At 70.9% G+C, this 25,116-nt stretch carries 24 protein-coding genes; 15 read left to right on the plus strand and 9 right to left on the minus strand.

The window, feature by feature from the left end; translation table 11 throughout:
* Positions 1-166: 166 nt before the first annotated feature.
* Complete coding sequence (locus ACQEU1_RS03210) at positions 167-1,627, plus strand: non-reducing end alpha-L-arabinofuranosidase family hydrolase (RefSeq protein ID WP_433196020.1); 1,461 nt, start codon at positions 167-169, stop codon at positions 1,625-1,627.
* A 47-nt stretch (positions 1,628-1,674) separates the two neighbouring features.
* On the opposite strand, the gene ACQEU1_RS03215 is transcribed toward ACQEU1_RS03210, so the two are convergent.
* On the minus strand, positions 1,675-2,037 hold the full coding sequence (locus tag ACQEU1_RS03215; RefSeq protein ID WP_433196022.1) for a nuclear transport factor 2 family protein: 363 nt from the start codon (positions 2,035-2,037) through the stop codon (positions 1,675-1,677).
* A gap of 124 nt (positions 2,038-2,161) precedes the next feature.
* The gene (locus tag ACQEU1_RS03220) at positions 2,162-3,319 is read right to left on the minus strand and encodes a mandelate racemase/muconate lactonizing enzyme family protein (RefSeq protein ID WP_433196024.1); all 1,158 of its coding nucleotides are present in this window, start codon (positions 3,317-3,319) and stop codon (positions 2,162-2,164) included.
* A 72-nt stretch (positions 3,320-3,391) separates the two neighbouring features.
* On the opposite strand from ACQEU1_RS03220, the gene ACQEU1_RS03225 reads away from it, so the two are divergent.
* From ACQEU1_RS03225 to ACQEU1_RS03240, 4 genes are all read left to right on the plus strand, one after another.
* Positions 3,392-4,123, plus strand: a complete 732-nt coding sequence (locus ACQEU1_RS03225; protein WP_433196026.1) for a FadR/GntR family transcriptional regulator — start codon at positions 3,392-3,394, stop codon at positions 4,121-4,123.
* Positions 4,124-4,274: 151 nt separating this feature from the next.
* A complete protein-coding gene (locus ACQEU1_RS03230) occupies positions 4,275-5,681 on the plus strand; it encodes an extracellular solute-binding protein (protein ID WP_433196028.1) in 1,407 nt (468 codons plus the stop codon).
* On the plus strand, positions 5,678-7,684 hold the full coding sequence (locus tag ACQEU1_RS03235; RefSeq protein WP_433196030.1) for an ABC transporter permease subunit: 2,007 nt from the start codon (positions 5,678-5,680) through the stop codon (positions 7,682-7,684). Before ACQEU1_RS03230 ends, ACQEU1_RS03235 begins: the two co-directional genes overlap by 4 nt.
* Entirely contained in the window at positions 7,681-8,943 is a 1,263-nt protein-coding gene (locus tag ACQEU1_RS03240) for a mandelate racemase/muconate lactonizing enzyme family protein (protein WP_433196032.1), read from the plus strand. Before ACQEU1_RS03235 ends, ACQEU1_RS03240 begins: the two co-directional genes overlap by 4 nt.
* Here the strand turns inward: ACQEU1_RS03240 and ACQEU1_RS03245 are convergent.
* Positions 8,940-9,677 (minus strand): ribonuclease activity regulator RraA, encoded by a 738-nt coding sequence (locus tag ACQEU1_RS03245; RefSeq protein ID WP_433196034.1) that lies wholly within the window; start codon positions 9,675-9,677, stop codon positions 8,940-8,942. The genes ACQEU1_RS03240 and ACQEU1_RS03245 overlap by 4 nt on opposite strands.
* Positions 9,678-9,825: 148 nt before the next feature.
* Here ACQEU1_RS03245 and ACQEU1_RS03250 point away from each other — a divergent pair, with 148 nt between their 5' ends.
* The 3 genes from ACQEU1_RS03250 to ACQEU1_RS03260 are packed head-to-tail and all read left to right on the plus strand — an operon-like array spanning position 9,826 to position 11,646.
* Positions 9,826-10,275, plus strand: coding sequence for a TetR/AcrR family transcriptional regulator (locus tag ACQEU1_RS03250; protein WP_433196036.1), 450 nt, complete (start codon positions 9,826-9,828; stop codon positions 10,273-10,275).
* Between the two features lies 1 nt (position 10,276).
* Positions 10,277-10,630: a hypothetical protein gene (locus ACQEU1_RS03255; RefSeq protein WP_433196038.1), complete on the plus strand. Its 354-nt coding sequence runs from the start codon at positions 10,277-10,279 to the stop codon at positions 10,628-10,630.
* Complete coding sequence (locus ACQEU1_RS03260) at positions 10,627-11,646, plus strand: alpha/beta fold hydrolase (RefSeq protein WP_433196040.1); 1,020 nt, start codon at positions 10,627-10,629, stop codon at positions 11,644-11,646. The genes ACQEU1_RS03255 and ACQEU1_RS03260 overlap by 4 nt, the downstream gene beginning before the upstream one ends.
* Here the strand turns inward: ACQEU1_RS03260 and ACQEU1_RS03265 are convergent.
* Entirely contained in the window at positions 11,627-13,585 is a 1,959-nt protein-coding gene (locus ACQEU1_RS03265; protein ID WP_433196042.1) for an ATP-binding protein, read from the minus strand. The genes ACQEU1_RS03260 and ACQEU1_RS03265 overlap by 20 nt on opposite strands.
* Positions 13,586-13,725: 140 nt before the next feature.
* On the opposite strand from ACQEU1_RS03265, the gene ACQEU1_RS03270 reads away from it, so the two are divergent.
* The gene (locus ACQEU1_RS03270; RefSeq protein ID WP_433196044.1) at positions 13,726-14,607 is read left to right on the plus strand and encodes a cyclase family protein; all 882 of its coding nucleotides are present in this window, start codon (positions 13,726-13,728) and stop codon (positions 14,605-14,607) included.
* Between the two features lie 7 nt (positions 14,608-14,614).
* Here ACQEU1_RS03270 and ACQEU1_RS03275 read toward each other — a convergent pair whose 3' ends face one another.
* Genes ACQEU1_RS03275 through ACQEU1_RS03285 form a run of 3 tightly spaced genes read right to left on the minus strand, consistent with a single transcriptional unit; the run spans position 14,615 to position 17,207 of the window.
* The gene (locus tag ACQEU1_RS03275) at positions 14,615-15,775 is read right to left on the minus strand and encodes an NAD(P)/FAD-dependent oxidoreductase (RefSeq protein ID WP_433196046.1); all 1,161 of its coding nucleotides are present in this window, start codon (positions 15,773-15,775) and stop codon (positions 14,615-14,617) included.
* On the minus strand, positions 15,775-15,969 hold the full coding sequence (locus tag ACQEU1_RS03280; protein ID WP_433196048.1) for a ferredoxin: 195 nt from the start codon (positions 15,967-15,969) through the stop codon (positions 15,775-15,777). The genes ACQEU1_RS03275 and ACQEU1_RS03280 overlap by 1 nt, the downstream gene beginning before the upstream one ends.
* Positions 15,966-17,207, minus strand: coding sequence for a cytochrome P450 (locus ACQEU1_RS03285; RefSeq protein WP_433196050.1), 1,242 nt, complete (start codon positions 17,205-17,207; stop codon positions 15,966-15,968). Before ACQEU1_RS03285 ends, ACQEU1_RS03280 begins: the two co-directional genes overlap by 4 nt.
* A gap of 156 nt (positions 17,208-17,363) precedes the next feature.
* Here ACQEU1_RS03285 and ACQEU1_RS03290 point away from each other — a divergent pair, with 156 nt between their 5' ends.
* A complete protein-coding gene (locus ACQEU1_RS03290) occupies positions 17,364-17,963 on the plus strand; it encodes a TetR/AcrR family transcriptional regulator (protein WP_433196052.1) in 600 nt (199 codons plus the stop codon).
* Here the strand turns inward: ACQEU1_RS03290 and ACQEU1_RS03295 are convergent.
* Both ACQEU1_RS03295 and ACQEU1_RS03300 read right to left on the minus strand, forming a co-directional pair.
* Positions 17,953-19,137 (minus strand): fumarylacetoacetate hydrolase family protein, encoded by a 1,185-nt coding sequence (locus ACQEU1_RS03295; RefSeq protein ID WP_433196054.1) that lies wholly within the window; start codon positions 19,135-19,137, stop codon positions 17,953-17,955. The genes ACQEU1_RS03290 and ACQEU1_RS03295 overlap by 11 nt on opposite strands.
* 152 nt (positions 19,138-19,289) lie before the next feature.
* Complete coding sequence (locus ACQEU1_RS03300) at positions 19,290-19,859, minus strand: TetR/AcrR family transcriptional regulator (protein WP_433196056.1); 570 nt, start codon at positions 19,857-19,859, stop codon at positions 19,290-19,292.
* A gap of 58 nt (positions 19,860-19,917) precedes the next feature.
* Between ACQEU1_RS03300 and ACQEU1_RS03305 the strand changes: the two genes are divergently transcribed.
* The 5 genes from ACQEU1_RS03305 (at position 19,918) to ACQEU1_RS03325 (ending at position 25,102) form a co-directional block, all read left to right on the plus strand.
* Positions 19,918-20,553 carry an NAD(P)-dependent oxidoreductase gene (locus ACQEU1_RS03305; RefSeq protein WP_433196058.1) on the plus strand — a complete coding sequence of 212 codons (636 nt, stop codon included), beginning with the start codon at positions 19,918-19,920 and terminating at the stop codon, positions 20,551-20,553.
* On the plus strand, positions 20,550-21,452 hold the full coding sequence (locus tag ACQEU1_RS03310; RefSeq protein WP_433196060.1) for an SDR family NAD(P)-dependent oxidoreductase: 903 nt from the start codon (positions 20,550-20,552) through the stop codon (positions 21,450-21,452). The genes ACQEU1_RS03305 and ACQEU1_RS03310 overlap by 4 nt, the downstream gene beginning before the upstream one ends.
* Positions 21,453-21,560: 108 nt before the next feature.
* Positions 21,561-21,974, plus strand: coding sequence for an STAS domain-containing protein (locus tag ACQEU1_RS03315; protein ID WP_433196062.1), 414 nt, complete (start codon positions 21,561-21,563; stop codon positions 21,972-21,974).
* A 111-nt stretch (positions 21,975-22,085) separates the two neighbouring features.
* A complete protein-coding gene (treS, locus tag ACQEU1_RS03320; RefSeq protein WP_433196064.1) occupies positions 22,086-23,753 on the plus strand; it encodes a maltose alpha-D-glucosyltransferase in 1,668 nt (555 codons plus the stop codon).
* Positions 23,750-25,102, plus strand: coding sequence for a maltokinase N-terminal cap-like domain-containing protein (locus ACQEU1_RS03325; protein ID WP_433196066.1), 1,353 nt, complete (start codon positions 23,750-23,752; stop codon positions 25,100-25,102). The genes treS and ACQEU1_RS03325 overlap by 4 nt, the downstream gene beginning before the upstream one ends.
* Positions 25,103-25,116 lie beyond the last annotated feature (14 nt).

Here is a 25,116-nt window from a genome sequence, read left to right on the forward strand (position 1 = left end):
GTTCGGGAAAGTTTGGAAATATGTTTGGAAACTTCCCCCCGGTCCACCCGTCGAACGCATTCGACGCGCCTTGACCGGACGGGAATTCTCGGCCACATTCGACCTCTCCACGACGTGACCGCTGTGCGCGCGGCGGCTTCCTGCCTCGACGAAGAGGAGCATGTTCATGCCTGGAACAGGCCGGCGCGCGATCGGAGTCATCGTGGCCGTGACAGCCCTGCTCGGCGGTGTGGTGGCGGCGTCCACCCCGACACCCGCGGCGGCGGCGACCGTCGACACGAGCGCCTGGTACGTGTTGCTCAACCGCAACAGCGGCAAGGCGCTGGACGTCTACAACCTCGCCACGAACGACGGCGCGCGCATCACCCAGTGGGCGCGCAACGACGGCGACCAGCAGCAGTGGCAGTTCGTCGACTCGGGCGGCGGCTACTACCGGCTGAGGTCACGGCTGTCGGGCAAGGTCCTCGACGTCCACAACTTCTCCACCGCGGACGGCGGCGCCGTCGTGCAGTGGAGCGATCTCAACGGCACGAACCAGCAGTTCCGCCTCGCCGACTCCGACAGCGGGTACGTGCGCCTGCTCAACCGCAACAGCGGCAAGGCCGTCGAGGTCCAGGGCGCCTCGACCGCGGACGGCGGCAACGTCGTGCAGTACGGCGACTGGGGCGGCGCCAACCAGCAGTGGCAGCTCGTCCGCGTCGGCAGCGGTGGCGGTGGCACGTGCCGGCTCCCGTCCAGCTACCGCTGGTCGTCGACCGGCCCGCTGGCCCAGCCGAGGCAGGGATGGGTGTCGCTCAAGGACTTCACGCACGTCATGCACAACGGCAGGCACCTCGTCTACGCGACGACGCACGACACCGGGACGACGTGGGGCTCGATGAACTTCGGGACGTTCGCGAACTGGTCCGACATGGGCTCGGCGAGCCAGAACGCCATGTCCACCGGCGCGGTCGCCCCCACGCTGTTCTACTTCGCACCCAAGAACATCTGGGTGCTGACCTACCAGTGGGGTCCCACGACCTTCAGCTACCGCACGTCGAACGACCCGGCGAACGCCAACGGCTGGTCCCAGCCGCAGACCCTCTTCACCGGGCGCATCCCCGACTCCGGCACGGGCCCGATCGACCAGACGCTCATCGGCGACGACACGACCATGTACCTGTTCTTCGCCGGTGACAACGGGAAGATCTACCGGGCCACCATGCCGATCGGGAACTTCCCGGGCAGCTTCGGCTCGTCGTGGACGCAGATCATGAGCGACACCACGGCGAACCTGTTCGAGGCCGTCGAGGTCTACAAGGTGCAGGGCCAGAACCAGTACCTCATGATCGTCGAGGCGATGGGGAGCAACGGCCGCTACTTCCGCTCGTTCACCTCCAGCAGCCTCGGCGGTTCCTGGACACCGCAGGCCGCCACCGAGGGAAATCCCTTCGCCGGCAAGGCGAACAGCGGCGCCACCTGGACCAACGACATCAGCCACGGCGACCTGGTCCGCGCCAACCCCGACCAGACCAAGACCGTCGACCCGTGCAACCTGCAGCTGCTCTACCAGGGCCGCAACCCGAGCTCGGGCGGCGACTACGGCCTGTTGCCGTACCGGCCGGGCCTGCTGACCCTGCAACGCTGACCACCCGGAACAGGCCGGCTCCCGCGGCGGAGGGAGCCGGCCCCCGGTCAGACCATCGGGTTGCCGCTGACGGTCCGCTCGGCGGGGACGTAGGGCTGCACGACGTCCCAGTGCTCGACGATGCGGCCGTTCTCGAACCGGAAGATGTCGACGATCGCCGCGTCGCCCTCCGGCAGCCAGCCGCTGACCCTGCTGTGCGCGATCACGAAGTCGCCGTCCTCGAAGATCCGCTCCGGGTTCCAGCTGAAGCCGGTGAGCGACGGCACCGCCGCGCGCAGGCCGTCGAGACCGTTGGGCAGGTTGGGGCTGTGCTGCACGTAGGGCTCCGCCCAGTAGCGGTCGAGTGCGGTGACGTCCTTCTCCTCGAACAGTTCGCGCATGGCGGTGCGGAGGAGTTCCTTGTTGGACATGTCCGGCTCCCGTGGCCTCGGAGGTGATGGGGACCATCGTCGGGGGAGGAGGCCGCCGGCAGCGCCCGTCGGATGACCGTGATCACGACGGTCGCGCGGTGCGCGGATGACTGGCCTCCACCGCCTACTCGAACACCCCGTAGCCCTCGACCGCGTGGGCGCGCACGCCGTCCATGTCGAGCTCCACGCCGATGCCGGGGGTGTCCGGCAGCGTGATGTAGCCGTCCTTCACGATCGAGCCGCTGCCGTCCGGGGCGTGGACGTAGCTGTCCCACACCTCCCGCTCCTCCAGGGCGTGCCACTCCTGGACGTAGAAGTTGGGGATCGCCCCGCACTGGTGCGACGTGGCCATCGTGCCCAGCGGCGTCGACACCAGGTGGGGCGCGAACGGGATGTAGTGCATCTCGGCGAGGTTGGCGATCTTCTTGGCCTCCGCCAGGCCGCCGCACTTCGGCACGTCCGGCTCGATCACGTCCACGGCTCCGCGTTCGAGCAGTTCGCGGAAACCCCACCGCAGGTAGAGGTTCTCGCCCGCGCAGATCGGCGTGCGGGTCTGCTCCCGCACCCGGACGAGCGCGTCGACGTTCTCCGCCGGCAGCGGTTCCTCCAGCCACATCAGGCCGAACGGTTCGAGCTCCCAGGCGATCCGGCACGCGCTCGGCACGTCGTAGCGCGCGTGCAGGTCGATGGCCAGGTCGACGTCCGGCCCGATCGCCTCGCGGACGGCGGCCACGCGCGCGACCATCGACCGCAGCTCGGCGTTGTTGATCGTGTGGTTGAAGTCGTCGAACTTCGCCGGGTGGCGCAGGTCGTCGATGTCGAACTTGATGGCGGTGAAGCCCTCGGCGACCATCCGCTGGGCCCGGTCGACGCAGCCCGCGACCGAGCCCGCCGGGTCGTCGCCGTCGCCGCAGTCGGCGTAGAGGCGGATCCGGTCGCGGAACTTGCCGCCGAGCAGCCGGTGCACCGGCTGGCCCGCGGCCTTGCCCGCGAGGTCCCACAGCGCGAGCTCGATCCCGGACAGCGCGATCACGAACACCCCGCCCTGCGGTCCCGCGAAGACCTTGCCGCGCCTCAGTTTCTCCCAGCACCGCTCGACGTTGCGCGGGTCCTCGCCGATCAGCAGGGGAGTCAGGAACCTGATCATCCCGACGACGCCGCCCGCGCCGGCGTCGGGATTGGCCTCGCCGAACCCGCTGAGGCCTTCGTCGGTGTCGATCCGGATGAGCGTGGCCTCGCCGTGGTAGGCGACCACCGCCGTGGTGACGTTCACGATCCGCATTGCTCTCCCGTCTCCGGGTGGTGCAGGGGAACGGTCTGTCGCTGGCACCAACTTGTCCTATAAGCTGATGACATGCAAAGGGGACAAGAGTCTCCGGACGTTGTCAAGGTCCGCACTCTGCCGGTGCAGGTGGCCGCACACCTCACCCGGCGCATCGTCAGCGGTGAGATGCAGGACGGCCGGGGGCCGTCGGAGCTCGACATCTCGCGGGAGTTCGGGGTGTCGCGCGTGGTGGCGCGCGAGACGCTCAAGGTGTTGGCGTCACTGGACATCGTCGACGTGGCGCAGGGTCGCCGGGTCACCGTGCGTCCCCCTGCGGAGTGGGACTACCTGAGCCCGTTGCTGGTCGAGTGGCTGCCCGCCGAGGTCGTCGGCGAGCTGCTGCAGGAGCTCGACCAGATGCGCATGCTGCTCGAACCCGAGCTCGCCGCGATGGCCGCGGCCATCGTCACCGACGAGGCGCTGGAACGGATGCGGGGCGAGATCGGCCGCATGGCGGCGCTCGAAGGCGATCCCAACGCCTACCTCGAGGTCGACCACGAGTTCCACATGGAGATCTGCCGGGCGGCGGACAACCGCATCCTGGACCGGATCATGTACTCGGCCCGCTGGCTCGGCACGGCCAGCAGGCGCATCACCAACGAGGCGCCGGCCGCGTTGTGCAAGGCCACCGCCGACCACACGGAGATCTACGAAGCGCTCGTGGCGCGTGACCCGGACCGGGCCCGTGCGGCGATGCGCAAGCACCTCGCCAACAACTCCACTCTTCTCGCGGAGCGGAAGAAGCAGTCCAAGCGGCGCTAGCGCCGTGCGCGCAGTTCGTCCACTTCACCACATGAACGACCCGGCAGCGGGCGCACGTCCCGCTGTCCCGCCGGTTGCAACGAAGCCCCGTCGGCACGCGTCCGCTCGTCCGGACGCGGGAGGAGTTGTTGTCATGGAAGAGAAAACGGACTTGTCCAGGCGGACTTTCCTCGGGGCGAGCGCGCTGGGCGTGCTCGGGCTCGCCGGCTGCGGGGGTGGCGGTCCGGCCGCACCGCAGGTGGACGTCCAGGTTCCCCAGGCCCTGCTCGACGAGGCCGCGAAGCTGCGCGGCGGGTCGGTCGGCATGCTCTCGCAGAAGCTGTACTCGGAGGCGGCCAACAAGGCGCTGGACAACTCGTTGCAGGTCTTCGCTCAGGCCACCGGCACCACGGTCCGCAACGACCTGGTGTCCGGCGACGCCGGGGACATGGTCGCGAAGATGGACGCCGAGGTGAAGGCGGGCACCAGCCGCGACTTCGCGTTCGTGAGCGACCGGCGGTTCGTCGGCCAGCTCCACAACCTCGGCGCTCTCACCGACGTGACCGACGTCGTCGAGGAGATGCGCGAGCTCTACGGCGAGCCCGCGACGGAGGCGACCAACTACTGCGTGTTCGGCGGCCGCTGGTTCGCGATCCCGTACCACTTCATCGCTACGGCGATGTACCTGCGCAAGGACTGGTACCAGGAGAAGGGCCTCCCGCTCAAGCCGTACTACACGTGGGAAGAGCTGCGGGACAACGCTTTGGAGGTCTCCGACCCGGCGAAGAGGCGCTTCGGCTGGGGCCTCACGGTGAACCGCTCCGGCGACGCCAACGGCTTCATCGCGAACGTCGTCAACACCTACGGCGGGGCGATCGCGGACAACACCGGCACGAAGGTGGTGTTCAACTCGCCGGAGACCGTCGCCGCGGTCACGTTCATCGGCGACATCTACACCAACCCGAAGTACACGCCCATGCTGCCGCCGGGGATCGGCAGCTGGACTGACTCGAGCAACAACGAGAACTGGCTCGCCCAGATCCTGGGTCTCACGCTCAACCAGTTCAGCGTCTACGCCGACTCGAAGACCAAGAACAACCCGGTGTACGGCAACACCCACCCGTTCAACGGCGCCACCGGACCGGCCCTCGACAAGCCGCTGGCGTTCGGTGAGTCGAACTCGTTCGTCGTGTTCAAGGGTGCGAAGAACCCCGACCTCGCCAAGCTCGTGGCGAAGTACATGGTCAGCGGCACCGCACTGCTGGGTGTCGCTAAGGGAGCGCCCTGCCTGGTGAACCCCTCGTGGGACAAGGTGTGGGACTCCGACCCGTACTACACCAGCGGTGACCCGGCCTTCGCCGCGCTGCGGGAGCAGACCCGCACACCGCTCCCGGTGACCACGAAGACCGGCTTCAAGTTCCCCCAGGCACCGAGCCCGGGGGAGCAGGCCGCCACCGCCGCCTACCTGCTCACCGACATGATGCAGTCGGTCATCCAGGGCACGAGGCCGGCCGACGCCGTCGCCGCGACGCACGCCCGGATCGTCCAGGTCTTCGAGCAGCAGGGCTACCGGCAGTGACCGACCTGCGCACCCGTCCGGCCAACACAGCGGCACCGCGCACGTCGTCGTCGCTCAGTCCGTCGCAGCGGCTGCTCGGCCGCGACTGGCGCCTCGCCGCGGTGTTCGTCGGGCCGACGCTGGTGCTGGTCGCCGGCCTCATCCTGGTCCCGATCGCCGACTCGGTCGTCACCAGCACCACGGAACGGCACGGCGCCGAGACGGTCTTCGTCGGCCTGGACAACTACACCGCTCTCGTCGACGACTCCCTGTTCCACAAGGGAGTCCTGAACTCGTTCGTCTTCACCGCGTACGCCGAGATCTTCAAGGTGACCCTCGGTCTCATCGCGGCGTTGATGCTGCACCACATGAGGCGCGGGCGGGCGATCGTCGCCGGCGTGATCCTGCTGCCGTGGGTCGTGCCGACCGTCGTCACGGCCTTCACCTGGCGGTCGCTGTTCGACCCGATCTTCGGCAGCGTCAACACCCTGCTCACCGACTCCGGCATCGGGCCGGGCCTCGCCGCGGTCGGACTGGTCGACCGGTGGCCCGCGGAGTGGCTGTCCGATCCCGCGCTCGCGCTGCCGTCGGTCATCCTGGTCAACGTCTGGAAGGGCATCCCGTTCTTCGCGGTGACGTTCCTGGCGGGGCTCAAGGCGATCGACAGCCACCTGTACGAGGCGGCGATGGTGGACGGGGCCTCGCCGTGGCAGCGCTTCCGGCACATCACGCTGCCGGGGCTGCGGCACGTCATGGTCGTGACGGTGCTGCTGTCGTCGATCTGGACGTTCAACAACTTCGACCTGATCTGGCTGATGACCCAGGGCGGGCCGGGCGACGCCACCGCGCCGTACGTGATGGTCGCCTACTCGAAGGCGATCCAGCAGCTGCAACTGGGCGCGGGCGCCGCGGTCACGCTGGTGGTGCTGCCGATCGTCGCCGTGCTCGTGGTGGTCCTCGTCCGCCTGATGCGCCGCAACGACCTGCCGAGCGCGACCGACCTCGGCCGTCGGCGGCTGACCCCCGCGCAGCGCAGGGCGTTGCCGTGGGCCGTCATCGCGGCGTCGGTTCTCGTGCTGGCGTGGGCCTCGCCGAACATCGTGTGGAAGGCCGCGCTGGTGCTCGGCGTGTTCGTGCTGCTCGCGGCCGCGGTCGGACGGGTCGTCTCCACGCTCGCCGCACGGGGCAACCGGACGGCCGCACGACTGGTCGGCGGCACCGGTTCGGGCATCGCGCTCGCGGGCCTGCTGGGCTTCGTGCTCGCCCCGCTGTACTGGATGACGGTCACCGCCTTCAAGTCCGACGACCAGATCGTGGCGCGCACCGACGACCTCTGGCCGACCCCGTGGACCACCGAGCAGTTCACGAACCTGTTCGCGGACAGGGCGTTCGGCACCTGGTACCTCAACACTGTCCTGGTGTCGGTGGCGTCCACCGTGATCGCGTTGATCTGCGCGGCGCTGGCGGGCTACGCATTGGCGCGGTTGAGGTTCCGGGGCTCGGAGAGCTTCACGGTGACGATCCTGCTCACCTACGTGATGCCGGGCGCGCTGCTGTTCATCCCGCTGTACCAGCTGATGAGCGGCGTCGGGCTCAACGACTCGCTGTGGTCGCTCGTGCTCGCCTACCCGACGTTCACGCTGCCGTTCGCGACGTGGCTGCTCGTCGGGTACTTCAGGTCCATCCCGGCCGACCTGGAGGAGGCCGCGCTGGTCGACGGCTGCACGCGGTTCGGCGCGTTCGTGCGGATCGTGCTGCCGCTGGCGAAACCGGGTCTGCTCGCCGTCGCCCTCTTCACGCTCACCAACGCGTGGAACGAGTTCCTGTTCGCGTTCGTGTTCATCACCAAGGACGACTACAAGACACTGCCCGTCGGCATGCAGTCGATGATCTTCGGTGACGTCGTGCCGCAGGGGCAGCTGGCCGCGGCCTCGCTGCTGATCAGCATCCCGGTCGTCACGATGTACGCGTTCGGCCAGCGGTTCCTGACCGAGGGCCTCACCGCCGGCGCGGTGAAGGGGTGATCACCGAGGAGCACGTCGCCACCGGGTCGCGCCCGAGCGACCTGCGCATCACCGACCTGCGGGTGGCGACCCTGACCGGCGTGCCGTTCCGCTCGACGATCGTCCGGATCGACACGAACCAGGGCCTGGTGGGCTACGGCGAGGTGCGCGACCAGGCCAGCGCCACCTACGCGCTCATGCTCAAGAGCAGGCTCGTCGGCGAGAACCCGTGCAACGTCGCCAAGATCTTCCGCGGGATCAGGCAGTTCGGGCACCACGGACGGCAGGGCGGCGGGGTCTCCGGTGTCGAGATGGCGCTGACGGACCTCGCGGGCAAGGCGTACGGGGTGCCCGCCCACGCGTTGCTCGGCGGCCGGTTCCGAGACCGGATCCGGTGCTACGCCGACACTCCGTCGCTGCCGGACCCGCACGCCATGGGCGCCCGGTTGCTGGAACGCAGGCGGCGCGGGTTCACGATGCTGAAGATGGACGTCGGCATCGATCTCCTGTGGGACGTCCCGGGGGCGCTGATCGCCCCGCCCGGTGCCCGCGACGACGTCACGACGATGCACCCGTTCACCGGAATCCAGGTCACCGCCCGAGGAGTCGAGCACCTGGCGTCCTATGTGGACACGGTGCGGTCCGTCGTCGGGTACGACGTCGCGCTCGCCGCCGACCACTTCGGCCACATCGCGCTCGACTCGTGCATCCGGATCGGCCGCGCGCTGGAGCCGTTCACCCTGGCGTGGATCGAGGACCTCATCCCGTGGCAGCTGACCGAGCAGTGGCGCCGGCTGACCGAGGCGGTCGCCGTTCCGACGTGCACGGGGGAGGACATCTACCTGCTCGACGGGTTCCGGCCGTTGCTCGACACCGGTGCCATCCGGGTCGTGCACCCCGATCCGGCGACGGCGGGCGGGATCGCGGAGACCAGGCGGATCGGCGACCACGCGCAGGAACGCGGGATCCCGATGGCGCTGCACCTCGCGGCGTCGCCGATCGCCACGATGGCGAGCGTGCACCTGGCCGCCGCCACGGAGAACTTCCTCGCGCTCGAACACCACGCGGCCGACGTGGAGTTCTGGGACGACCTCGTCACCGGGCTGCCCCGTCCGCTGATCCAGGACGGCCACATCACCGTGCCGGACACGCCGGGCCTGGGGTTCGGCGATCTCGACGAGGACCTGGTGCGGCACCACCTCGACCCGCGTGATCCGGTCTTCTTCGCCGAGACGACGCACTGGGACGGCGAGTCGAGCCACGACCGCCTGTGGAGCTAGTGCCCCTGCTCGGCGCGCCACCGCTCGTACTCGGGCCGGGCGTCCTCCGACAGCGGGTAGTACCGCCGCAGGTCGCCGCCCTCGGCGAGCTTGATCCGGGAGAACTCCTCCCACTCCGCGTGCTCCTGAGCGACGGCGACCAGCGCGGGCGCGAGCTTGACCGGCACCACGACCGCGCCGTCGTCGTCCGCCACGACGATGTCGCCGGGCTCGACGAGCGTGCCGCCGCACGCCACCGGCACGTTCACGGCGGTGGGCACGATGCCGGTCTGGGCGTGGTAGTTCGGCGTGGCGCCACGGATCCACAGCCCGAGACCGAGCTTCCTGGCCTCACCGACGTCGCGCAGGCAGCCGTCGATCACGACTCCGGCGCCACCGCGGCCCTTGAAGTAGGTCAGCATCATCTCGCCGAACACACCGCTGTTCATGTCACCGCGCGCGTCCACGACGATCATGTCGCCGGCCTGCGCGTGGTACATGACGTGCCGGTGCAGCTGCTTCTCCGGCTCGGCGTACTCCTCGTCGGGGTAGAGGTCCTCCCGCTTCGGCAGGAACTGCAAGGTCAGCGCGGGTCCTGCCACCCGAACGCCCGGCGTCGCCGTGACCGGGCCGCTGATGAACGCGCTGCGGATGCCCATGCGGCTCAGTTCGGCGCTGGCCGTCGCGCTGCCGAGAGCCGCGAGGGCGGCGCTGAGTTCCGCGGGCGGGCGAACGATGTCGTGCGTCTCGACCACGTCGGCAACTCCTTCGTCGGGACGTCGGATCGAGCCTAGTGCAGGAAACCCCTTGTGCAGGGCCAAGAAGAGTTTCGAAACCCGGAGCCGAAGAATTCAGGAACGTTCGTTCTTGACTGACCGTTCCTGAAAACGCTACGGTCGTCACATGGGACGACGGAGGTCCTTCGACGAGGACGAGGTCGTGCAGGCGGCGGCGGAGCTGTTCGCCCGCCGCAGCTACGAGGGCGTCTCGATCGACGACCTGGTGAAGGCGGTCGGCGTGCACCGCAACAGCCTGTACGGCGTGTTCGGCAGCAAGCGCGGGTTGTACCTCGCGGCGTTGCGCCGGCACGTCGAGCAGGAGGTGCGTCCGCGTCTGGCTCACGCGGCACGGGCGGAGGAGGTCCTGACCTGGGACCTGGTGCTGCTCGCCGCGGTGGACCGGGCGCCGGACGACCCGGAGGTGGCCGAGCTGGTGTCGTCGGTCCTCGCCGAGCTCGACGAGACGACGGGCGACCCGGCGGCCACCGACGTGCTGCTGGGCCGCTGGCTGCGCGACCGCGCCGTCCTGAATGGACACGACACGCCGGGAACGGCGGCAGGGGAGGGGATCTGACATGGCAGTGGTCAGCGTGCAGGGCCAGGACCTGGTGGTGGAGATGGAGGGGCTGGACAAGCTCTGGGCCCTGAAGAGCAGGTTGACGATCCCGCTGGCGAACGTCCGCGGAGCCACGGTCGATCCCGGGATCGTGGACGAACCGAAGGGGATCAAGGCACCGGGCACGCACGTGCCCAAGGTGATCACCGCCGGCACGTTCCACCACGACGGCGAGAAGGTCTTCTGGGCGGTGCGCGACGCGCAGAAGGCCGTGGTCGTCGAACTCGCCGACGAGACCTACACGCGGCTGGTGGTCGAGGTCGACGACCCGCGCGCCGTGGTGGAGATGGTCGAGAAGGCGACGCGCCGGTGATCGTCAGGACGGCGCTGGTCCTGGCGACGGTCACGACGATGGTCTCACCACTCGCGGCGGTCGCCGAATCGGCCCACGACAAGGGGTTCTGGTTGCCGGCACGCGATGAGGAGGTGTCCTTCGTCGTCGACGGCACGACCACCTACGGAACAGTGCACGTGCCCGCACGGCGGCGCGGCGAACGGCTGCCCGCGGCCCTGCTGCTGCCCGGCAGCGGACCCACCGACCGCGACGGCAACCAGCCGCCCGCGTTCACGCCGAACACCATCCGCGATCTCGCTCTCGCGCTGGACCGCGACCGGGTGGTGACCTTCCGGTTCGACAAGTACGGCACCGGCCGCACCGGGCTGGGGGCGTTCACGGGGCGCCCGCAGGACATCGACCACCCGGCGTTCGTCCGGCAGGCCGCGGCGGCCCGCGACCTCCTGCGCGACCGGGCCGAGGTGGCGTCGCGCCGGGTGGCGCTCGCCGGGCACAGCGAGGGGGCGTTGACCGCGCTGGTGCTCGCCGCGGACGCCCCTCGCGACCGGCGGGCCGCGGCGCTGATCCTGTTGCAGCCGCTGGCGTTGCGGTTCCTGGACGTGCTGGCCACCCAGCTGCACGACCAGATCAGGCAGGCGGTCGAAGCGGATGCCATGTCCGAAGAGGACGGACGCGCCGCGGACGGGGCGATCGACGTCGCCGTCGCCGACCTGCGTGCCGGGCGCCCGGTCGACACCACCGGCATGCCGCCGGCGCTCGCCGCGCTGTTCGGGTCCCTGGCAGGACCGAGCCGCCGGTTCGTCACGTCCGTGGACGCCGTGTTCCCGCCCGACGTCGCACGCGGGCTGCGGCCGATGCCGGTGCTGCTGACCTGTGGCGAGCTGGACCCGCAGGTGCCCTGCCGGGCCACCGACCAGCTCGCGTCCGTGGTGGGCCACCGCGTGGTCCTGCCCGGCGTCGGGCACGCGATGACCACGGCGGACGGCACGTTCTCGCCGGTGCTGACGAGCAGGCTCAGCGCCCTGAGGTGGTGACCTCGCGGTCCCACAGCAGCTCGGTCAGCTGTGCGACGGCCTTGTCCCGGTGCCTCCGGTAGGTGTTGAACGACAGGTGCAACGACTCCGCGACGCGTTCCTGCACGCCGACCGGCCGCAGGAACGTCCGGTCGAGCAACGTGCCGAAGTCGGGCTTCAGCACGGCGACGGCGTCGTCGAGCAGGTCCCGCAGGGACTCTGCCGGCGTCTGCCCGGGGCGTCCGTGCCGCCGGACCATCCTGGACCGCAGCAGCGGGTTGGCCAGGATCAGGTCCGGCGCGTGCAGGTCGCGCAGCGCGGAGCGGACGGCGTCGGTGAACTCCGGGCGGGACAGCACCGCGGCGGGCGGCGCTGACCGGCCCAACTGGTTGGCGTGCAAGCGATCCGTGTACTGCTCGACGTCGGTACGCCGCCAGTCGTGGGCGAACACCGGGTAGGTCGAGGCACCGACGGTGAAACCCGTTTCGGCGCGGAACCCGAGCGACTCCAGCGCGGGTGCCCACAGCTCGCCGTCGCCGAACGCGCCGACGAGGCTCCACGCCGTGTCGTCGTCGATCTGGATGATCTCCAGCATCTGCCACGCGACGAACAGCGTGAGCGACGGGGACGGGCGCTGGCCGTGCTCGCGGTCGAGGAAGAACCGCCAGGCGCGGACCCGTTCGCGCGCGCGCGGCGGCCCGTACTTCGCCGCGTGGCGCCACATCGCGTCGGCGCCGGGGTCCGCGCCGAGATCGGCCTCCGCCAGGTCCAGGCACGCGCCGTAGCCGCGCGGTTCGCCGGTCTCGGTGCGGAAGATGCGGAACGCCTCCGGCCGGCGCTTCAGCCAGTGCGCCACCAGCTCGGCCTGCTCGGGTCCCTGCCACCGCGCCGTCATGGCGACGATCTCCGGCCGGTCACCGTCGCGCAGCACGTCGGCGTGAGTCCGCAACGTCGGCGGCAGCGAGGCCAGCGCGGCGAAGCGGGACCGCGCGCCGTTGAGCACGACGGTCATCACCATCAGGTCCAGCCGCTCCCGCTCGCTCGCCGTCGCCCGGACCTGGCGGTGGAACACGGCCAGCTTCCGGCGGTAGAGGTCGGCGTACCGGCCGGGGTCGCGCCAGCGCAGGTCCGCCACGACGGCGTCGCGCACCACGTCGTGCGGGTACAGCCCGTACGGCGACTCGTCGACGAACACCTGCGCCCGCAGCCACGCGAACAGCTCACCGGTGTCGTCACCGGCCATCGTGCGCAGCAGGTCCTCGGTCGTGACCACCACCAGCGCGCACACCTCCAGCGCCGTGCGGTGGCGGGTGCTCGGCACCTCGCCGACCAGCTGCGCCAGCAACGCGCCCGCCCCGCCGGGCAGGTCCGCCAGGGTGCGCGGCGAGGCACCCCGGCGTACGGCGTCCACCAGCATCGACAGGGTGAGCGGATGGCCGCTGCTGATCTTCAGCAGTTGCTCGTGCGACTCCTCGGGAACGTCCTGGGCGCACAGGTACGCCCGGCCTTCGCGCGCCGACAGGTTCCCGAGCGCGACGACCCTCGTCACCGCTCGCCAGGCCGGGTCCGCGCGCCAGCCCGGTCCAGGGCCCCGCCGTCCCGCGATCACCACGAGGCACGACGCCGGGAGCGACGGCAGGTACTGCTCGCGGACCCAGTCGTCGATCGGTTCCAGCAGCTCGTAGGTGTCCACGAAGAGGATCTCGCCCTCGGCGGGCACGGGCAGCGCGCCCCGGCCGAGCGCCAGGTGGCGGGCGTCGGCCCGGATCAGGTCGAAGCCCTTCTCCCCGGCCACGTCGGCGAACGCGTCGAGCAACGCGCTCTTGCCGACCCCACCGGGCCCGTGCACGAAGACCACGCCGGGGCCGCCCAGCGCGTCGCCGAACACGGCGACCTCGTCGGCACGACCGGTGAAGGACCGCCGCCGCAGCTCCCGCAAGGTGTCTCCGAATGAGGGCACGCACCCGACAGTAGCCAAGATCCTGGGCACCGATCGGGCAGTGGGTGGGCTGGTGCCGGGGCAGCGGGGTGGAGACGATCTCGGCGCGGGGCGTTCGCGCCGCGAGTCCGGTTCTCACCAGAGGAAGAAGGAAGTCCACGATGGACACGAGTCCTGCCGAGTTCCCCAGCAACTGGGGACGCTGGGGCGGCGCGGACCAGCTGGGCACGGTCAACCTGGTCACGGCCGAGGCGCGCGCCCGCGGTGCCGCGCAGGTGCGCACGGGGCAGTCGGTCTCACTCGCCCGCAGGACGCCGACCGCACCGCTGATGGGCGGTCCGATGGCGGCCCTGCGCGCGGACACCACCGGTGTTCAGACCATCATGTCGTTCACCGGCGCGCCGCCACTCGCGATGGCCGAGCTGATGCTCGTCACGACGCACCACCCCGAGGTCACCCACCTCGACGCGTTGGCGCACATGGTGGTCGACGGGCAGGTCTACCCGGGAATCGCGCAGGCGGAGAGCTCCGGACCAGGGGGAGTGACCCACGGCGCCGCCGACGTGTTCGCCGGCGGGATCGTGACCAGGGGAGTGCTGCTCGACCTGGCACCCGGCGGCAGGCTGCCCGGCGGGTACCCGGTCACGGCGGACGACCTGGAGGCCGCGGCGGCGCGCGCGGGCGTCGTGGTGGAGTCCGGTGACGCACTCGTGGTGCGGGCCGGCTGGGACCGGGTCGCCGACCACGGCCGGCCGTTGCCGGGCATGACCTCGGGCGCCGTCCGGTGGATGCACGACCGGGAGATCTCGCTCTACGCGGGCGACATCGGGGACGCGTCCCCGCCGGTGCGCGACGACGTTCCTGGCGCGCTGCACCGGCTGGGGCTCCTGCGGCTCGGCCTCGTGCTCGTCGACGGCGCCCAGTGCGAGGAGCTCGCCGCGGCGTGCGCGGAGCAGGGCCGCCACACGTTCCTCTTCGTGGCCGCCGTTCCGCGCATCCTCGGCACCACCGGGCTACCGGTGAACCCGCTGGCCGTCTTCTGACGCGGCGTCAGACCGGGGTGATCAGCAGCCGGTCCTGCCGCACCTGCTTCGCCGCGTTCCAGCCCAGCACCCCGACGACCCGGCCGCGCACCGAGCAGTGCGCGACGAACCTCCGGTCGGCCGGCGACCCGTGGGCCACCACGACGTCGGCACCGGCCGGGAACACGCCGTACGCCTGGATCTTCGCGTCGAACTGGTCGGTCCAGAAGTACGGCACCGGCGCGAACGGTGTGCGGGCGCCGAGCAGGGTGCGGGCCGCGGCCATGCCCTGCTCGGTGGCGTTCATGCGGTGTTCCACCCGCATCAGGGCGCCGAAGCGCGGGTTGAACCAGCGGGCCACGTCGCCCGCCGCGTACACGCCCTCGGCGGCCTGGCAGGTGGCGTCGCAGAGCACGCCGTCGTCGAGCGGCAGGCCGGAGCCGGCGAGCCAGTCCGTCACAGGTTCGGCGCCGATCGCCACCAGCACCACGTCGGCCGCGAGCAGGGTGCCGTCGGTCAGTTCGACCGCGGTCACCGCGCCGTCGCCGTGCAGGCCGGTGACGCCGGTGCCGGTGAGCAGGCGCACGCCCCGTTCGGTGTGCAGGTCCGCGATGGTCTTCGCCACCTCGTCGCCGAAGACGTGGGCCAGCGGCAACGGCAGCGGGTCCACGAGCGTGACGTCCAGGCCGAGCGTCCTGGCCGCGGCCGCCGCCTCGGTGCCGAGGAAACCCGCGCCCACCACCACGACCGAGGTCGCGCGGAGCAGGCCGTCCCGCAACGCCAGTGCGTCGCCGACGGTGCGCAACACGTGCACACCGGCGAGGTGGTGGCCGAACGGGAGCCTGCGCGGCCTGGTGCCGGTGGCGATCACCAGGCCGTCGTACCCGATCTCCTCACCGTTCGACAGCGTGACGCGGCGACCGGCCAGGTCCAGTCCGGTCGCGGCGTGGCCGAGCTTGAGCGTGATGTCCTGCTCGGCGTACGCGGAACCGGGGCGCAGCAAGGTCCTCGCGGGTTCCCAGGTGCCCGCGAGAACCTGTTTGGACAGTGGCGGGCGGTCGTAGGGGAGCGCGTTCTCGTCGCCGACCAGGGTCAGCGCGCCGGTGTAGCCCTCCCGGCGCAGCGTCTCGACGGTGGTGACGCCGGCGGCGGAAGCGCCGACGACCACCACCCTGTCGAGGCCTGCCACTACCTGTCCACCACGATCGCCAGCGCCGGGCACAGCAGGGCCGCGTGGTCGGTCGCCGCCTCCAGGTGCTCCGGCGGGTTCTCGAGCAGCAGGACCACCATGCCGTCCTCGTCGCGCTGGTCGAAGACGTCCGGCGCGGCGAGCACGCACTGGCCCGCGCCCACGCAGGCGTCGACGTCGATCCGCACCTTCATCGCGCGTCCTCCCGGTCCCAGGTGACCGGCAGCTCGCGGACGCCGTAGACCAGCGCGTCGTTCTTGAACTCGACGTCCTCGAACGGAACCGCGAGCCGCAACGTCGGAATCCGCTGGTGCAGCCGGGCGAACACCTCCTGCAGCTCGACCCGCGCCAGCTGCTGGCCGAGGCACTGGTGCGCGCCGTAGCCGAACGCCAGGTGCGCCGTCGCCTCCCGCCGCAGGTCGATGCGGCCGGCGTCGGGGAACACCGACTCGTCGCGGTTGCCCGCGGACAGCGCGGCGACGAGCCACTCGCCGGCCTTGATCGTCTCCTCGCCGATGGTCAGGTCGCCGGTGGCCTGCCGCAGCACGCCGAACTGCACGATCGACAGGTACCGCAGCATCTCGTCGACGGCGGTGCCCGCGAGCCCTGGGTCGGCCCGCAGCGCTGCCAGCTGGTCGGGCTGGCGCAGCAGGGCGAGCGTGCTGAGGCCGATCATGTTGGCCGTCGTCTCGTGCCCGGCGATCAGCAGCGTGATGCCCAGCGTCACGAGCTCCTCGACCGACAGCTCCTGGCCGCTCTCCCTCGCCCGGACGATCAACCGGCCCAGCAGGTCGTCGGTCGGTGCCTGCACCTTGGCGAGCACCAGCTGCGTCATGAACCCCACGACCTGCTGGTTCGCCTGGAGCAGCGCCTCCGGGTCGCTGTTCGTGCCGACGAGGACGGCGGTCTGCTCCTGGAAGTGGTCGCGGTCGGCGTAGTCGACGCCGAGCAGCTCGCAGATCACCAGCGACGGGATCGGCAGCGCGAAGTCCGCCACGAGGTCCACCGGGCCGGACCTGGCGAGCAGCGCGTCGAGGTGCTCGTCCACCAGGCGCTGGACGTAGGGCCGCATGGCCTGGATCCGCTTGACGGTGAACTCCGGCGTCAGCAGGCGCCGCAACCGCGCGTGGCCGGGGCCGTCCATGTTCAGCAGGCTGCCGGGCGCCACCGGCCGGTCGAGCTGCCCGTCCGCCACCACGTGCGTGGACGGCGCCGCGTGCGAGCTGAGCTGGGGGTGGGCGAGCATCTCCCGCACGTCCGCGTACCGGCTGACGACGCGTGCGTCGACGCCGACCGGACAGGACACAGCGGCCGTGCCCTGCTGTTCGCGCAGCTCGGCGTACTCGGCGGGCGGGTCGAACGGGCAGCGGGGGTCGCGCGTGGTGGGGAAGCCGGCGTGCTCGGACCGGGTGCCGACGGTGGTCTCGCTCATGATCCGGTCCGCCCTTCGGAAGAAAATATGGCAGTCACTGTCACTTGACCCAGGCTGCCAGACGGCAACGCGTGCCGCAACTGAGTGTCACGTGGCAGTCACTGCCACATGGCAGTGCTACGATCTCTGGCCAAGCCAGAGGGAGGGGTGGGCGCCGTGGGCTTGCGCGAGACGAAGATGGAACGCACCCGGCAGTTCATCGCCGAGACGGCGTTCGACCTGTTCGTGGCCCAGGGGTACGACGCCACCACGATCGAGCAGATCGCCGCCGCCGCCGAGGTCGGCCCTCGCACGCTCTACCGCTACTACGCGACCAAAGAAGCGCTCGTCGTCAGCTTCGTGGAGAACGGCCTGGACGCGGCGATGGCGGCGTTCGAGGCCCAGCCGGAGGGCACGCCGCTGTCCGAGGCGCTGCACGCGGTCGTGGCGAGCGTGGAGCACACGATCACGACCAACCCGGCCCGCCTGCTCGCCCTGTACGAGATCTTCGACCGCACCACGAGCCTGCGCTCCGGCCTGGCCGACCTCGACTGGTCGTGGCGCAGGCGGCTGGCGCAGGAGATCATGCGCAGGTCCGGCGGCGAGACCGACTCGCTGTTCGCGACGCTGACCGCCGCGAGCACCATGAACGTCATCGAGGTCGTCGTCCAGACCTGGACCGCGAGCGGCGGCACCGTCCCGGTCGGCGACATCACCCGCGCGACGCTGGAGTTGTTGCGCTCCAGGGTGATCCCGATCCCGGCGCCTACGGGCTGACCCGGCCCAGCAGGCCGCGGGCGGCGAGGTTCTCCATCAGCGCGGTGATGCCGAACGTCCAGTCGGGTGCGTCCTCGGCCGTGTTCACGACGTTCGTCAACGCGCCCAGCCGGGGCGAGGAGATGCGCACGACGTCCCCGACGTGGTGGGTGAACCCCTCGCCGGGCTGGTCGCGGTCCTCGGTCGGGGCGAACATCGTGCCGGTGAACAGCGCGAAGCCGTCCGGATAGCGGTGGTGGGCGCCGAACGCGTGGGAGACCAGGTTCCCGAGGTCCCTGCTGATCTCGGAGACCGGGTTCACGCCGTGCAGCTCGAAGCCGTCCAGGCCGGTGACGTCCAGGGCGATCTCGGTGGCCTTGGCGTCGGCCAGGGTGAACCCGGCGTCGAACAGCCGCAGGAACGGGCCGATGGCGCACGAGGCGTTGTTGTCCTTGGCCTCCGTGAGCAGCAGAGCGCTGCGTCCCTCGAAGTCGCGCAGGTTGACGTCGTTGCCGAGCGTGGCGCCGATCGGGTTTCCGCGCGAGTCCACCACGAGGACGAGTTCGGGCTCGGGGTTGTTCCAGGCCGATCGGGCGAGCACGCCGACGTCGGCTCCCAGCCCCACCGCCGAGAGCACCGGGGCCTTGGTGAAGATCTCGGGGTCAGGGCCGATGCCGACCTCGAGGTACTGCGACCACAAGCCCTCTGCCTGCAGGAGCCTCTTCACCTCGGCGGCCTGAGCGGACCCCGGCACCAGGTCGGAGAGGTGCCCCTGGACGACCGCGCCCACCTTCCGCCGCACCTCCTCGGCCCGCGCCGGATCCCCGCCGGCGCGCTCCTCGATGACCCGCTCGATCATGCTGCGGACGAAGGTCACCCCGGCGGCCTTGAGCACCTGCAGGTCCACCGGCGCGAGGAAGCGCGGCACCGGACCCGCCGCGCCGGCCGTGGCGGCCAGCACCTCCGCGAGCGGCCACGACGCGCCGCCCGGCCGGTTCCTGACGACGTCCACCGCGTCCGGACGTTCGAGCAGCGACGACACCGTCGCCGTCAGCGGCGACAGGTCGACGACCTCCTCGCCGCGGATCGCCACGACGGACGGTCCACCCGCGGCCGGGTCGAAGACCCGCGCGACGAGTGTGGCCTCCGCCGCGTCCAGGGGAAGGACGTCGGCGGCGTCGAGTGAGATCCCCATGGAGATCCTTCCTGCCCACCTCGTGCGTCCCGGCGCCGATCACCAGGACGTCGGACTGCTCACGTCCTCATCGTAGGCAGACCGTCCCGAGGTTGGGGAGATTGGCCGGATTCCGTTGCACGGCAACAACTTTCGAGCACGGGCACGAGTCGCTAGCCGGTCGACCAGGTGCCCAGGGCGTCGATGGCGGCGTCGATGAGGGCGGGGCCGATCGGGGCGCGTTCGATGGTGGCGCGGTAGTGCAGCGGGCCGATGGCCAGCGCGGCCGCGTCGCCACTGGGCAGGGAGGGGGTGAGCTCGCCGCGTGCCTGGGCGTCGTCGAGGGCGGCAGCCAGTCGTGCGGTGAGGATGCCGGCGAACTGGGCGCGGCGGCTGTCCATGGTGTCGTCCCACAGCGCCGTGTTCGCGAGGGTCGTGGCCACGGCGCGCACGTCGTCGAGCTCGAGTTGCCGCGCGATCGCGGTGAGTTCCCGGCGGAGCCAGTCGCGGGTGGGGGTCGTGGGCTGGTCGAGGAACGGCATGGGGACGGTCGCCATGGCCTCGACCAGCAGCGGTACGGGCTGTGGCCAGTGGCGGTAGACCGTCGCGCGCCCCACGCCCGCGCGTTCGGCGACCTGCACGTGGGTCACGGCGGTCGGGCCGCTCTCCAGCAGCAGCTCGCGGGCGGCGTTGAGGATCGCTTCCCGGCTGCGCAGGAACCTGGGGTCCGTCTCACTGGTCACGCACCGATCTTATGAGACAAGTTGACTCGTAGCAGTGCGGCCGGGCATGATCCGAACTATGAGACAGGATGTATCACAAAAGGTCGCGGTGCTCGGTGCGACAGGAGCCACCGGCCGGCAGGTGGTGGCGGCCTCGCTGCGGCGCGGGCACCGCGTGGTCGCACTGGTCCGCCGGACCGGGTCGTTCGCGCCGGTCGCAGACCTGCACGAGGTGGTGTGGCCCGAGGTCGCGGACGTCCCGGCGCTCACCGGCGCCCTCACCGGTGTCGACGTCGTGATCAGTGCCCTGGGTGGCGCGGACAAGGGGCCGACGACGGTCTGCACCGACGGCGTCCGGTCGGCGGTCGCGGCCATGGAGGAGACCGGCGTGCGCCGTCTGATCGCCGTCAGCGCGCATGGAGTGCTGGAGACGCGCGACAGGTCGCTGTACTCGGTGGCGGTCTGGGCGAACGTGGCCGCGAGGATGCGCGACAAGGAGACGATGGAGCCGCTCATCACGGGCTCCGGTCTGGAGTGGACGATCGTGCGGCCGCCGAAGCTGTCGGACCACGACCAGAGCGGCGAGTACCGGACGGGCACCGACCTGCGGATCCGGCTGTGGAGCTCGATCGGACGCGCCGACCTCGCCGCGTTCCTCGTCGACGAGGCGGAGAACCCCCGCTACGTCCACGCCCGCCCGCGGATCACCCGGTGACCGCCGCGCAGGACCTGACCGGCAAGGTCGCCGTCGTCACCGGAGCGACCGGTGGCATGGGCCAGGTCATCGCCGCCGGACTCGCCCGTGCGGGTGCGCACGTCGTCACCATCGCCCGCGACCCCGCCCGTGCCGACGCCTTGCGCGCACGCGTCGGCACGACCCGGCTCGACGTCATCACCGGAGACCTGTCCCGCCGTGCGGACGTCCTGTCCGCGGCGAGGACCATCCGGGACCGCTACGACGAGATCCACGTCCTGGTCAACAACGCCGGCGCGCACTTCCCGGAGCACCGCGTCACGGCGGACGGCGTCGAGATGCACATCGCCCTCGACTACCTGGCCGCCTACGGCCTCACCACGCTGCTGGACGCGTCGCTGCGCCGCGGCCGGGCGCGCGTGGTGAACGTCGCCAGCGACACGCTCAACGACACCCGCCAGGTCAAGCTGGCCGGCAGACCACGTCCTGCCACCCTGGACCTCGCCGGTGTCGAGAGCTTCGCGGAACTGAACCCCGCCGGCGGTTTCGTGCCGTTCGAGGCCTACGCCCGCGCCAAGCTCATGACCGTCACCGCCGGCTACGCCCTGGCCGGAGGCCTCGCCGACGACGGAGTGACCGTCAACGCGCTGCACCCCGGCATCGTCGCCACCGGCATCATCGACGACCTGGTGCCAGCGCTGCTGCGACCCGTCGGCACGCTGATCCGCCGCGGCCTGCTCACCCCGGAGGAGGGCGCTCGAACCGCGCTCCGGCTGGCCACCGATCCCGGCCTCGCCGGGGTGACCGGCCGGTACTTCCACCGCGACACCGCGTCGGCCACCCCGCCGGTGTCCCACGACCCAGGCGTTCAGCGGAAGCTCCTCGCGCTGAGCCGCCGGCACTTCACCGGGCGCACGTGAGCTGTTTCGCACCTGTGTGCGAGTAGGATCGGTGGTGGCGATCGTGTTCAAGAGGTAGCACGGCGCGTCCTGTGCCGCACCACCTGCTTCCTTTTGGAGTGGATCTCGGTGGATACCTCTGAAGCACGCGCGCTGTTCAGCGCGGAGCCGTCGCCCTTCACGCTCCGGGAACTGCCCGAGGTGACCGTCGTCGAGCTGGCCGGCGAGCTGGACCCGGTGGTCGCCGACCGGGTGTCGGGTCTGCTCACCGCGGCGGTCGACCGCGGTCTGCCGGTGGTCGTCGACTGCGGCGCGGTGAGGTTCGGCAGTTCGACGATCCTCGGTGCCTTCTACACGGCTCACACCCGTGCGGTGAAGAAGGGGACGCGGTTCGTGCTGGTCACCGACAAGCGCGTGCTGCTGCGACCGCTGGCGGCGCTGGGACTTCTCGACGCGATGGTGGTCGTGCCGGACCTGCCCGCCGCCCTGCGGGAGCTGGAGCTCTGGGACCTCGCGACGCAGTTGCCCGACGGCGACCGCTGACGACTTCCGCCGCGGGAGAGCGCGCCTCACCTGATCCGGTGAACGATTTGATCTTGGCGCCCGCCGTGCCCCACTCTGCCGCAAACCGACGAGGTGCGAGCGAGAGGTGCCATGGAGCACGAGGCGAACTGGTTCAAGGGCGCGGTCTTCTACGAGGTGCTGGTCCGCGCCTTCTGCGACTCGAACGGTGACGGCACAGGCGATCTGCGCGGTCTGGCGTCCAAACTGGACTATCTCGAGTGGCTGGGCGTCGACTGCCTCTGGCTGCCGCCGTTCTACGCCTCGCCGTTGCGCGACGGCGGGTACGACATCAGCGACTTCCGCGCGGTGCTGCCGGAGTTCGGCACCGTCGAGGACTTCCAGCACCTGCTGGACGAGGCACACCGGCGTGGCATCCGGGTGATCACCGACCTGGTGCTCAACCACACGAGCGACGCGCACCCGTGGTTCCAGCAGTCACGAGAGGACCCCGAGGGCCCGTACGGCGACTTCTACGTGTGGAGCGACGACGATTCGGCGTACAGCGACGCGCGGATCATCTTCGTCGACACGGAGACGTCGAACTGGACCTACGACCCGGTGCGCGGGCAGTTCTACTGGCACCGCTTCTTCAGCCACCAGCCCGACCTCAACTACGACAACCCCGCCGTCCAGGACGCGATGCTCGACACCCTGCGGTTCTGGCTCGACGTCGGGATCGACGGCTTCCGGCTCGACGCCGTGCCGTACCTGTTCGAGCGCGAGGGCACGAACTGCGAGAACCTGCCGGAGACGCACGACTTCCTGCGCAAGTGCCGCAAGGTCGTCGACGACGAGTACCCGGGGCGGGTGCTGCTCGCGGAGGCGAACCAGTGGCCGTCGGACGTGGTCGAGTACTTCGGTGATCCGGCGGTGGGTGGCGACGAGTGCCACATGGCGTTCCACTTCCCGTTGATGCCGCGCATCTTCATGGCGGTGCGGCGGGAGTCGCGGTTCCCGATCTCGGAGATCCTGGCGCAGACGCCGGCGATCCCGGAGAACGCGCAGTGGGGCATCTTCCTGCGCAACCACGACGAGCTGACGCTGGAAATGGTCACGGACGAAGAACGTGACTACATGTACTCCGAGTACGCGAAAGACCCGCGGATGAAGGCGAACATCGGCATCCGCCGACGGCTCGCCCCGCTGCTGGAGAACGACCGCAACCAGCACGAACTGTTCACCGCGATGCTGCTGTCGCTGCCCGGCTCGCCCGTTCTGTACTACGGCGACGAGATCGGCATGGGCGACAACATCTGGCTGCAGGACCGCGACGCCGTGCGCACGCCGATGCAGTGGACCCCGGACCGCAACGCCGGGTTCTCGTCGTGCGACCCGGGCCGGATCTACCTGCCGGTGATCATGGACCCGGTCTACGGCTACCAGGGTCTCAACGTCGAGGCACAGGTCCGCAGCCAGTCGTCGCTGCTCAACTGGACGCGGCACATGATCGAGGTGCGCAAGCAGCACCGCGCGTTCGGGCACGGCGACTACACCGAGCTCGGCGGCTCGAACCCGACCGTGCTCGCCTACCTGCGCACGCTCGGCACCGACGTCGTGCTGTGCGTCAACAACCTGTCCCGCTTCCCGCAGCCGGTCGAGCTCGACCTGGCCGAGCACGCCGGCTCCGTGCCGATGGAGCTCACCGGAGGGGTGCGGTTCCCCGCGATCGGCGAGCTGCCGTACCAGCTGACCCTGCCCGGTCACGGCTTCTACTGGTTCCAGCTGAACTCCGACGTGGAAGGCGGCGACAAGAAGTGACGACGAGCGAGACCGCCCAGGTCCTGCCCGAGCAGTTCGACCGCTGGCTGGAGGCGCAGCCGTGGTTCCGCGGCCGCGGGCCGGTGACGTGCGAGCGCGCTACCGTCCTGCACCACGGCGACCCGTCGCTGGTCCACCTGGTGCTGGCGTGCGACGGCCGCCGGTACCAGCTGCTCCTGGGCGTGCGGGACGAGCTCCCGGAACGCCTGGCGCACGCGAGGATCGGCGTCGCGGGAGAGCGCGTGGCGTACGAGGCGGTGTACGACCCGGAGCTCACCGCCGTGCTGCTCGGCCACTTCGAGGACTCCGCCGAGGTCGAGGGCCTGAGGTTCCAGGGCGCGCTGCCGCCTCGGTACACCGCCGCGCCGGTCGGCCGCCCGTTCCCCGGCCCGCAGCGCAACTCCTCGATCGTCTACGGCCGCAAGCACGTGCTGAAGTTCTTCCGCGAGCTCACGCCGGGCGACAACCCGGAACTGGTGCTGCACAACGCACTGCACTCGGCAGGCGACCCGCACATCGCGCCGCCGCAGGGGGCGCTGGAGTCCGAATTGGACGGTGAGCGCACGACGCTGGCCGTGCTGCACGAGTTCGTGCCGCTCGGCGCCCTGGGCTGGCCGATGGCGACGGCCAGCGTGCGGGACTTCCTCGCGAGCCCCGGCGACGACCCGCAGAGCGCGGGCGGCGACTTCGCCGCCGAGGCCCATCGGCTCGGCCGAGCCGTGGCCCGCGTGCACGCGGACCTGCGCGAAACGCTGGGCGAGCAGATCGCCGGTCCCGCCGACGAGAAGGAGTTCGTCGCGGCCCTGCACAGCCGCCTGGACGCCGCACTGGCCGAGGTCCCCGCGCTCGCCGAGTTCGAGACGGGCGTCCGAGCCCGCTACGACGCCGTCCTCGCGACCGGCGAACCGCTCCGCCTGCAACGGGTCCACGGCGACCTGCACCTGGGCCAGGTGCTGCGCTCGCCGCTGACGTGGGTACTGGTCGACTTCGAGGGCGAGCCGGACCGCGACGCCGCCGACCGAGCCCGCCCACGCCCCGCCGAGCACGACGTGGCCACCGCCCTGAGGTCGTTGCACTACGCGGCGGCACAACTGCTGGTGGGCGCGGACGACGCCGAGCTGGGCCCGAGGGCGGCGAGGTGGCTGGCGCACAACCGGGCCGCCTTCCGCGCCGGCTACGCGGAGGTGTCGCCGGACCGCACGCCCGGCGGCGCGCTGCTGACCGCGGTCGAGCTGGACCGGGCCGTGCTGGAGGTGCGGCACGAGCACCGGTTCCGTCCTGAGTGGATGGTCATCCCGCTGTTCGCGATCGCCGAGACCGTGACCGGACAGCCGATCCCGGTGCGCTAGACCAGCCGAGCAGG

The sequence above is a fragment of the Lentzea sp. CA-135723 genome, from assembly GCF_050936595.1.
In the GTDB taxonomy this organism is placed as follows: Bacteria; Actinomycetota; Actinomycetes; order Mycobacteriales; family Pseudonocardiaceae; genus Lentzea.

Coding starts and splice junctions, on each gene's coding strand:
- ACQEU1_RS03210 (WP_433196020.1), top strand. CDS start 167: ATGCCTGGAACAGGCCGGCGCGCGATCGGAGTCATCGTGGCCGTGACA.
- ACQEU1_RS03215 (WP_433196022.1), bottom strand. CDS start 2,037: ATGTCCAACAAGGAACTCCTCCGCACCGCCATGCGCGAACTGTTCGAG.
- ACQEU1_RS03220 (WP_433196024.1), bottom strand. CDS start 3,319: ATGCGGATCGTGAACGTCACCACGGCGGTGGTCGCCTACCACGGCGAG.
- ACQEU1_RS03225 (WP_433196026.1), top strand. CDS start 3,392: ATGCAAAGGGGACAAGAGTCTCCGGACGTTGTCAAGGTCCGCACTCTG.
- ACQEU1_RS03250 (WP_433196036.1), top strand. CDS start 9,826: ATGGGACGACGGAGGTCCTTCGACGAGGACGAGGTCGTGCAGGCGGCG.
- ACQEU1_RS03255 (WP_433196038.1), top strand. CDS start 10,277: ATGGCAGTGGTCAGCGTGCAGGGCCAGGACCTGGTGGTGGAGATGGAG.
- ACQEU1_RS03270 (WP_433196044.1), top strand. CDS start 13,726: ATGGACACGAGTCCTGCCGAGTTCCCCAGCAACTGGGGACGCTGGGGC.
- ACQEU1_RS03280 (WP_433196048.1), bottom strand. CDS start 15,969: ATGAAGGTGCGGATCGACGTCGACGCCTGCGTGGGCGCGGGCCAGTGC.
- ACQEU1_RS03285 (WP_433196050.1), bottom strand. CDS start 17,207: ATGAGCGAGACCACCGTCGGCACCCGGTCCGAGCACGCCGGCTTCCCC.
- ACQEU1_RS03295 (WP_433196054.1), bottom strand. CDS start 19,137: ATGGGGATCTCACTCGACGCCGCCGACGTCCTTCCCCTGGACGCGGCG.
- ACQEU1_RS03305 (WP_433196058.1), top strand. CDS start 19,918: ATGAGACAGGATGTATCACAAAAGGTCGCGGTGCTCGGTGCGACAGGA.
- treS (WP_433196064.1), top strand. CDS start 22,086: ATGGAGCACGAGGCGAACTGGTTCAAGGGCGCGGTCTTCTACGAGGTG.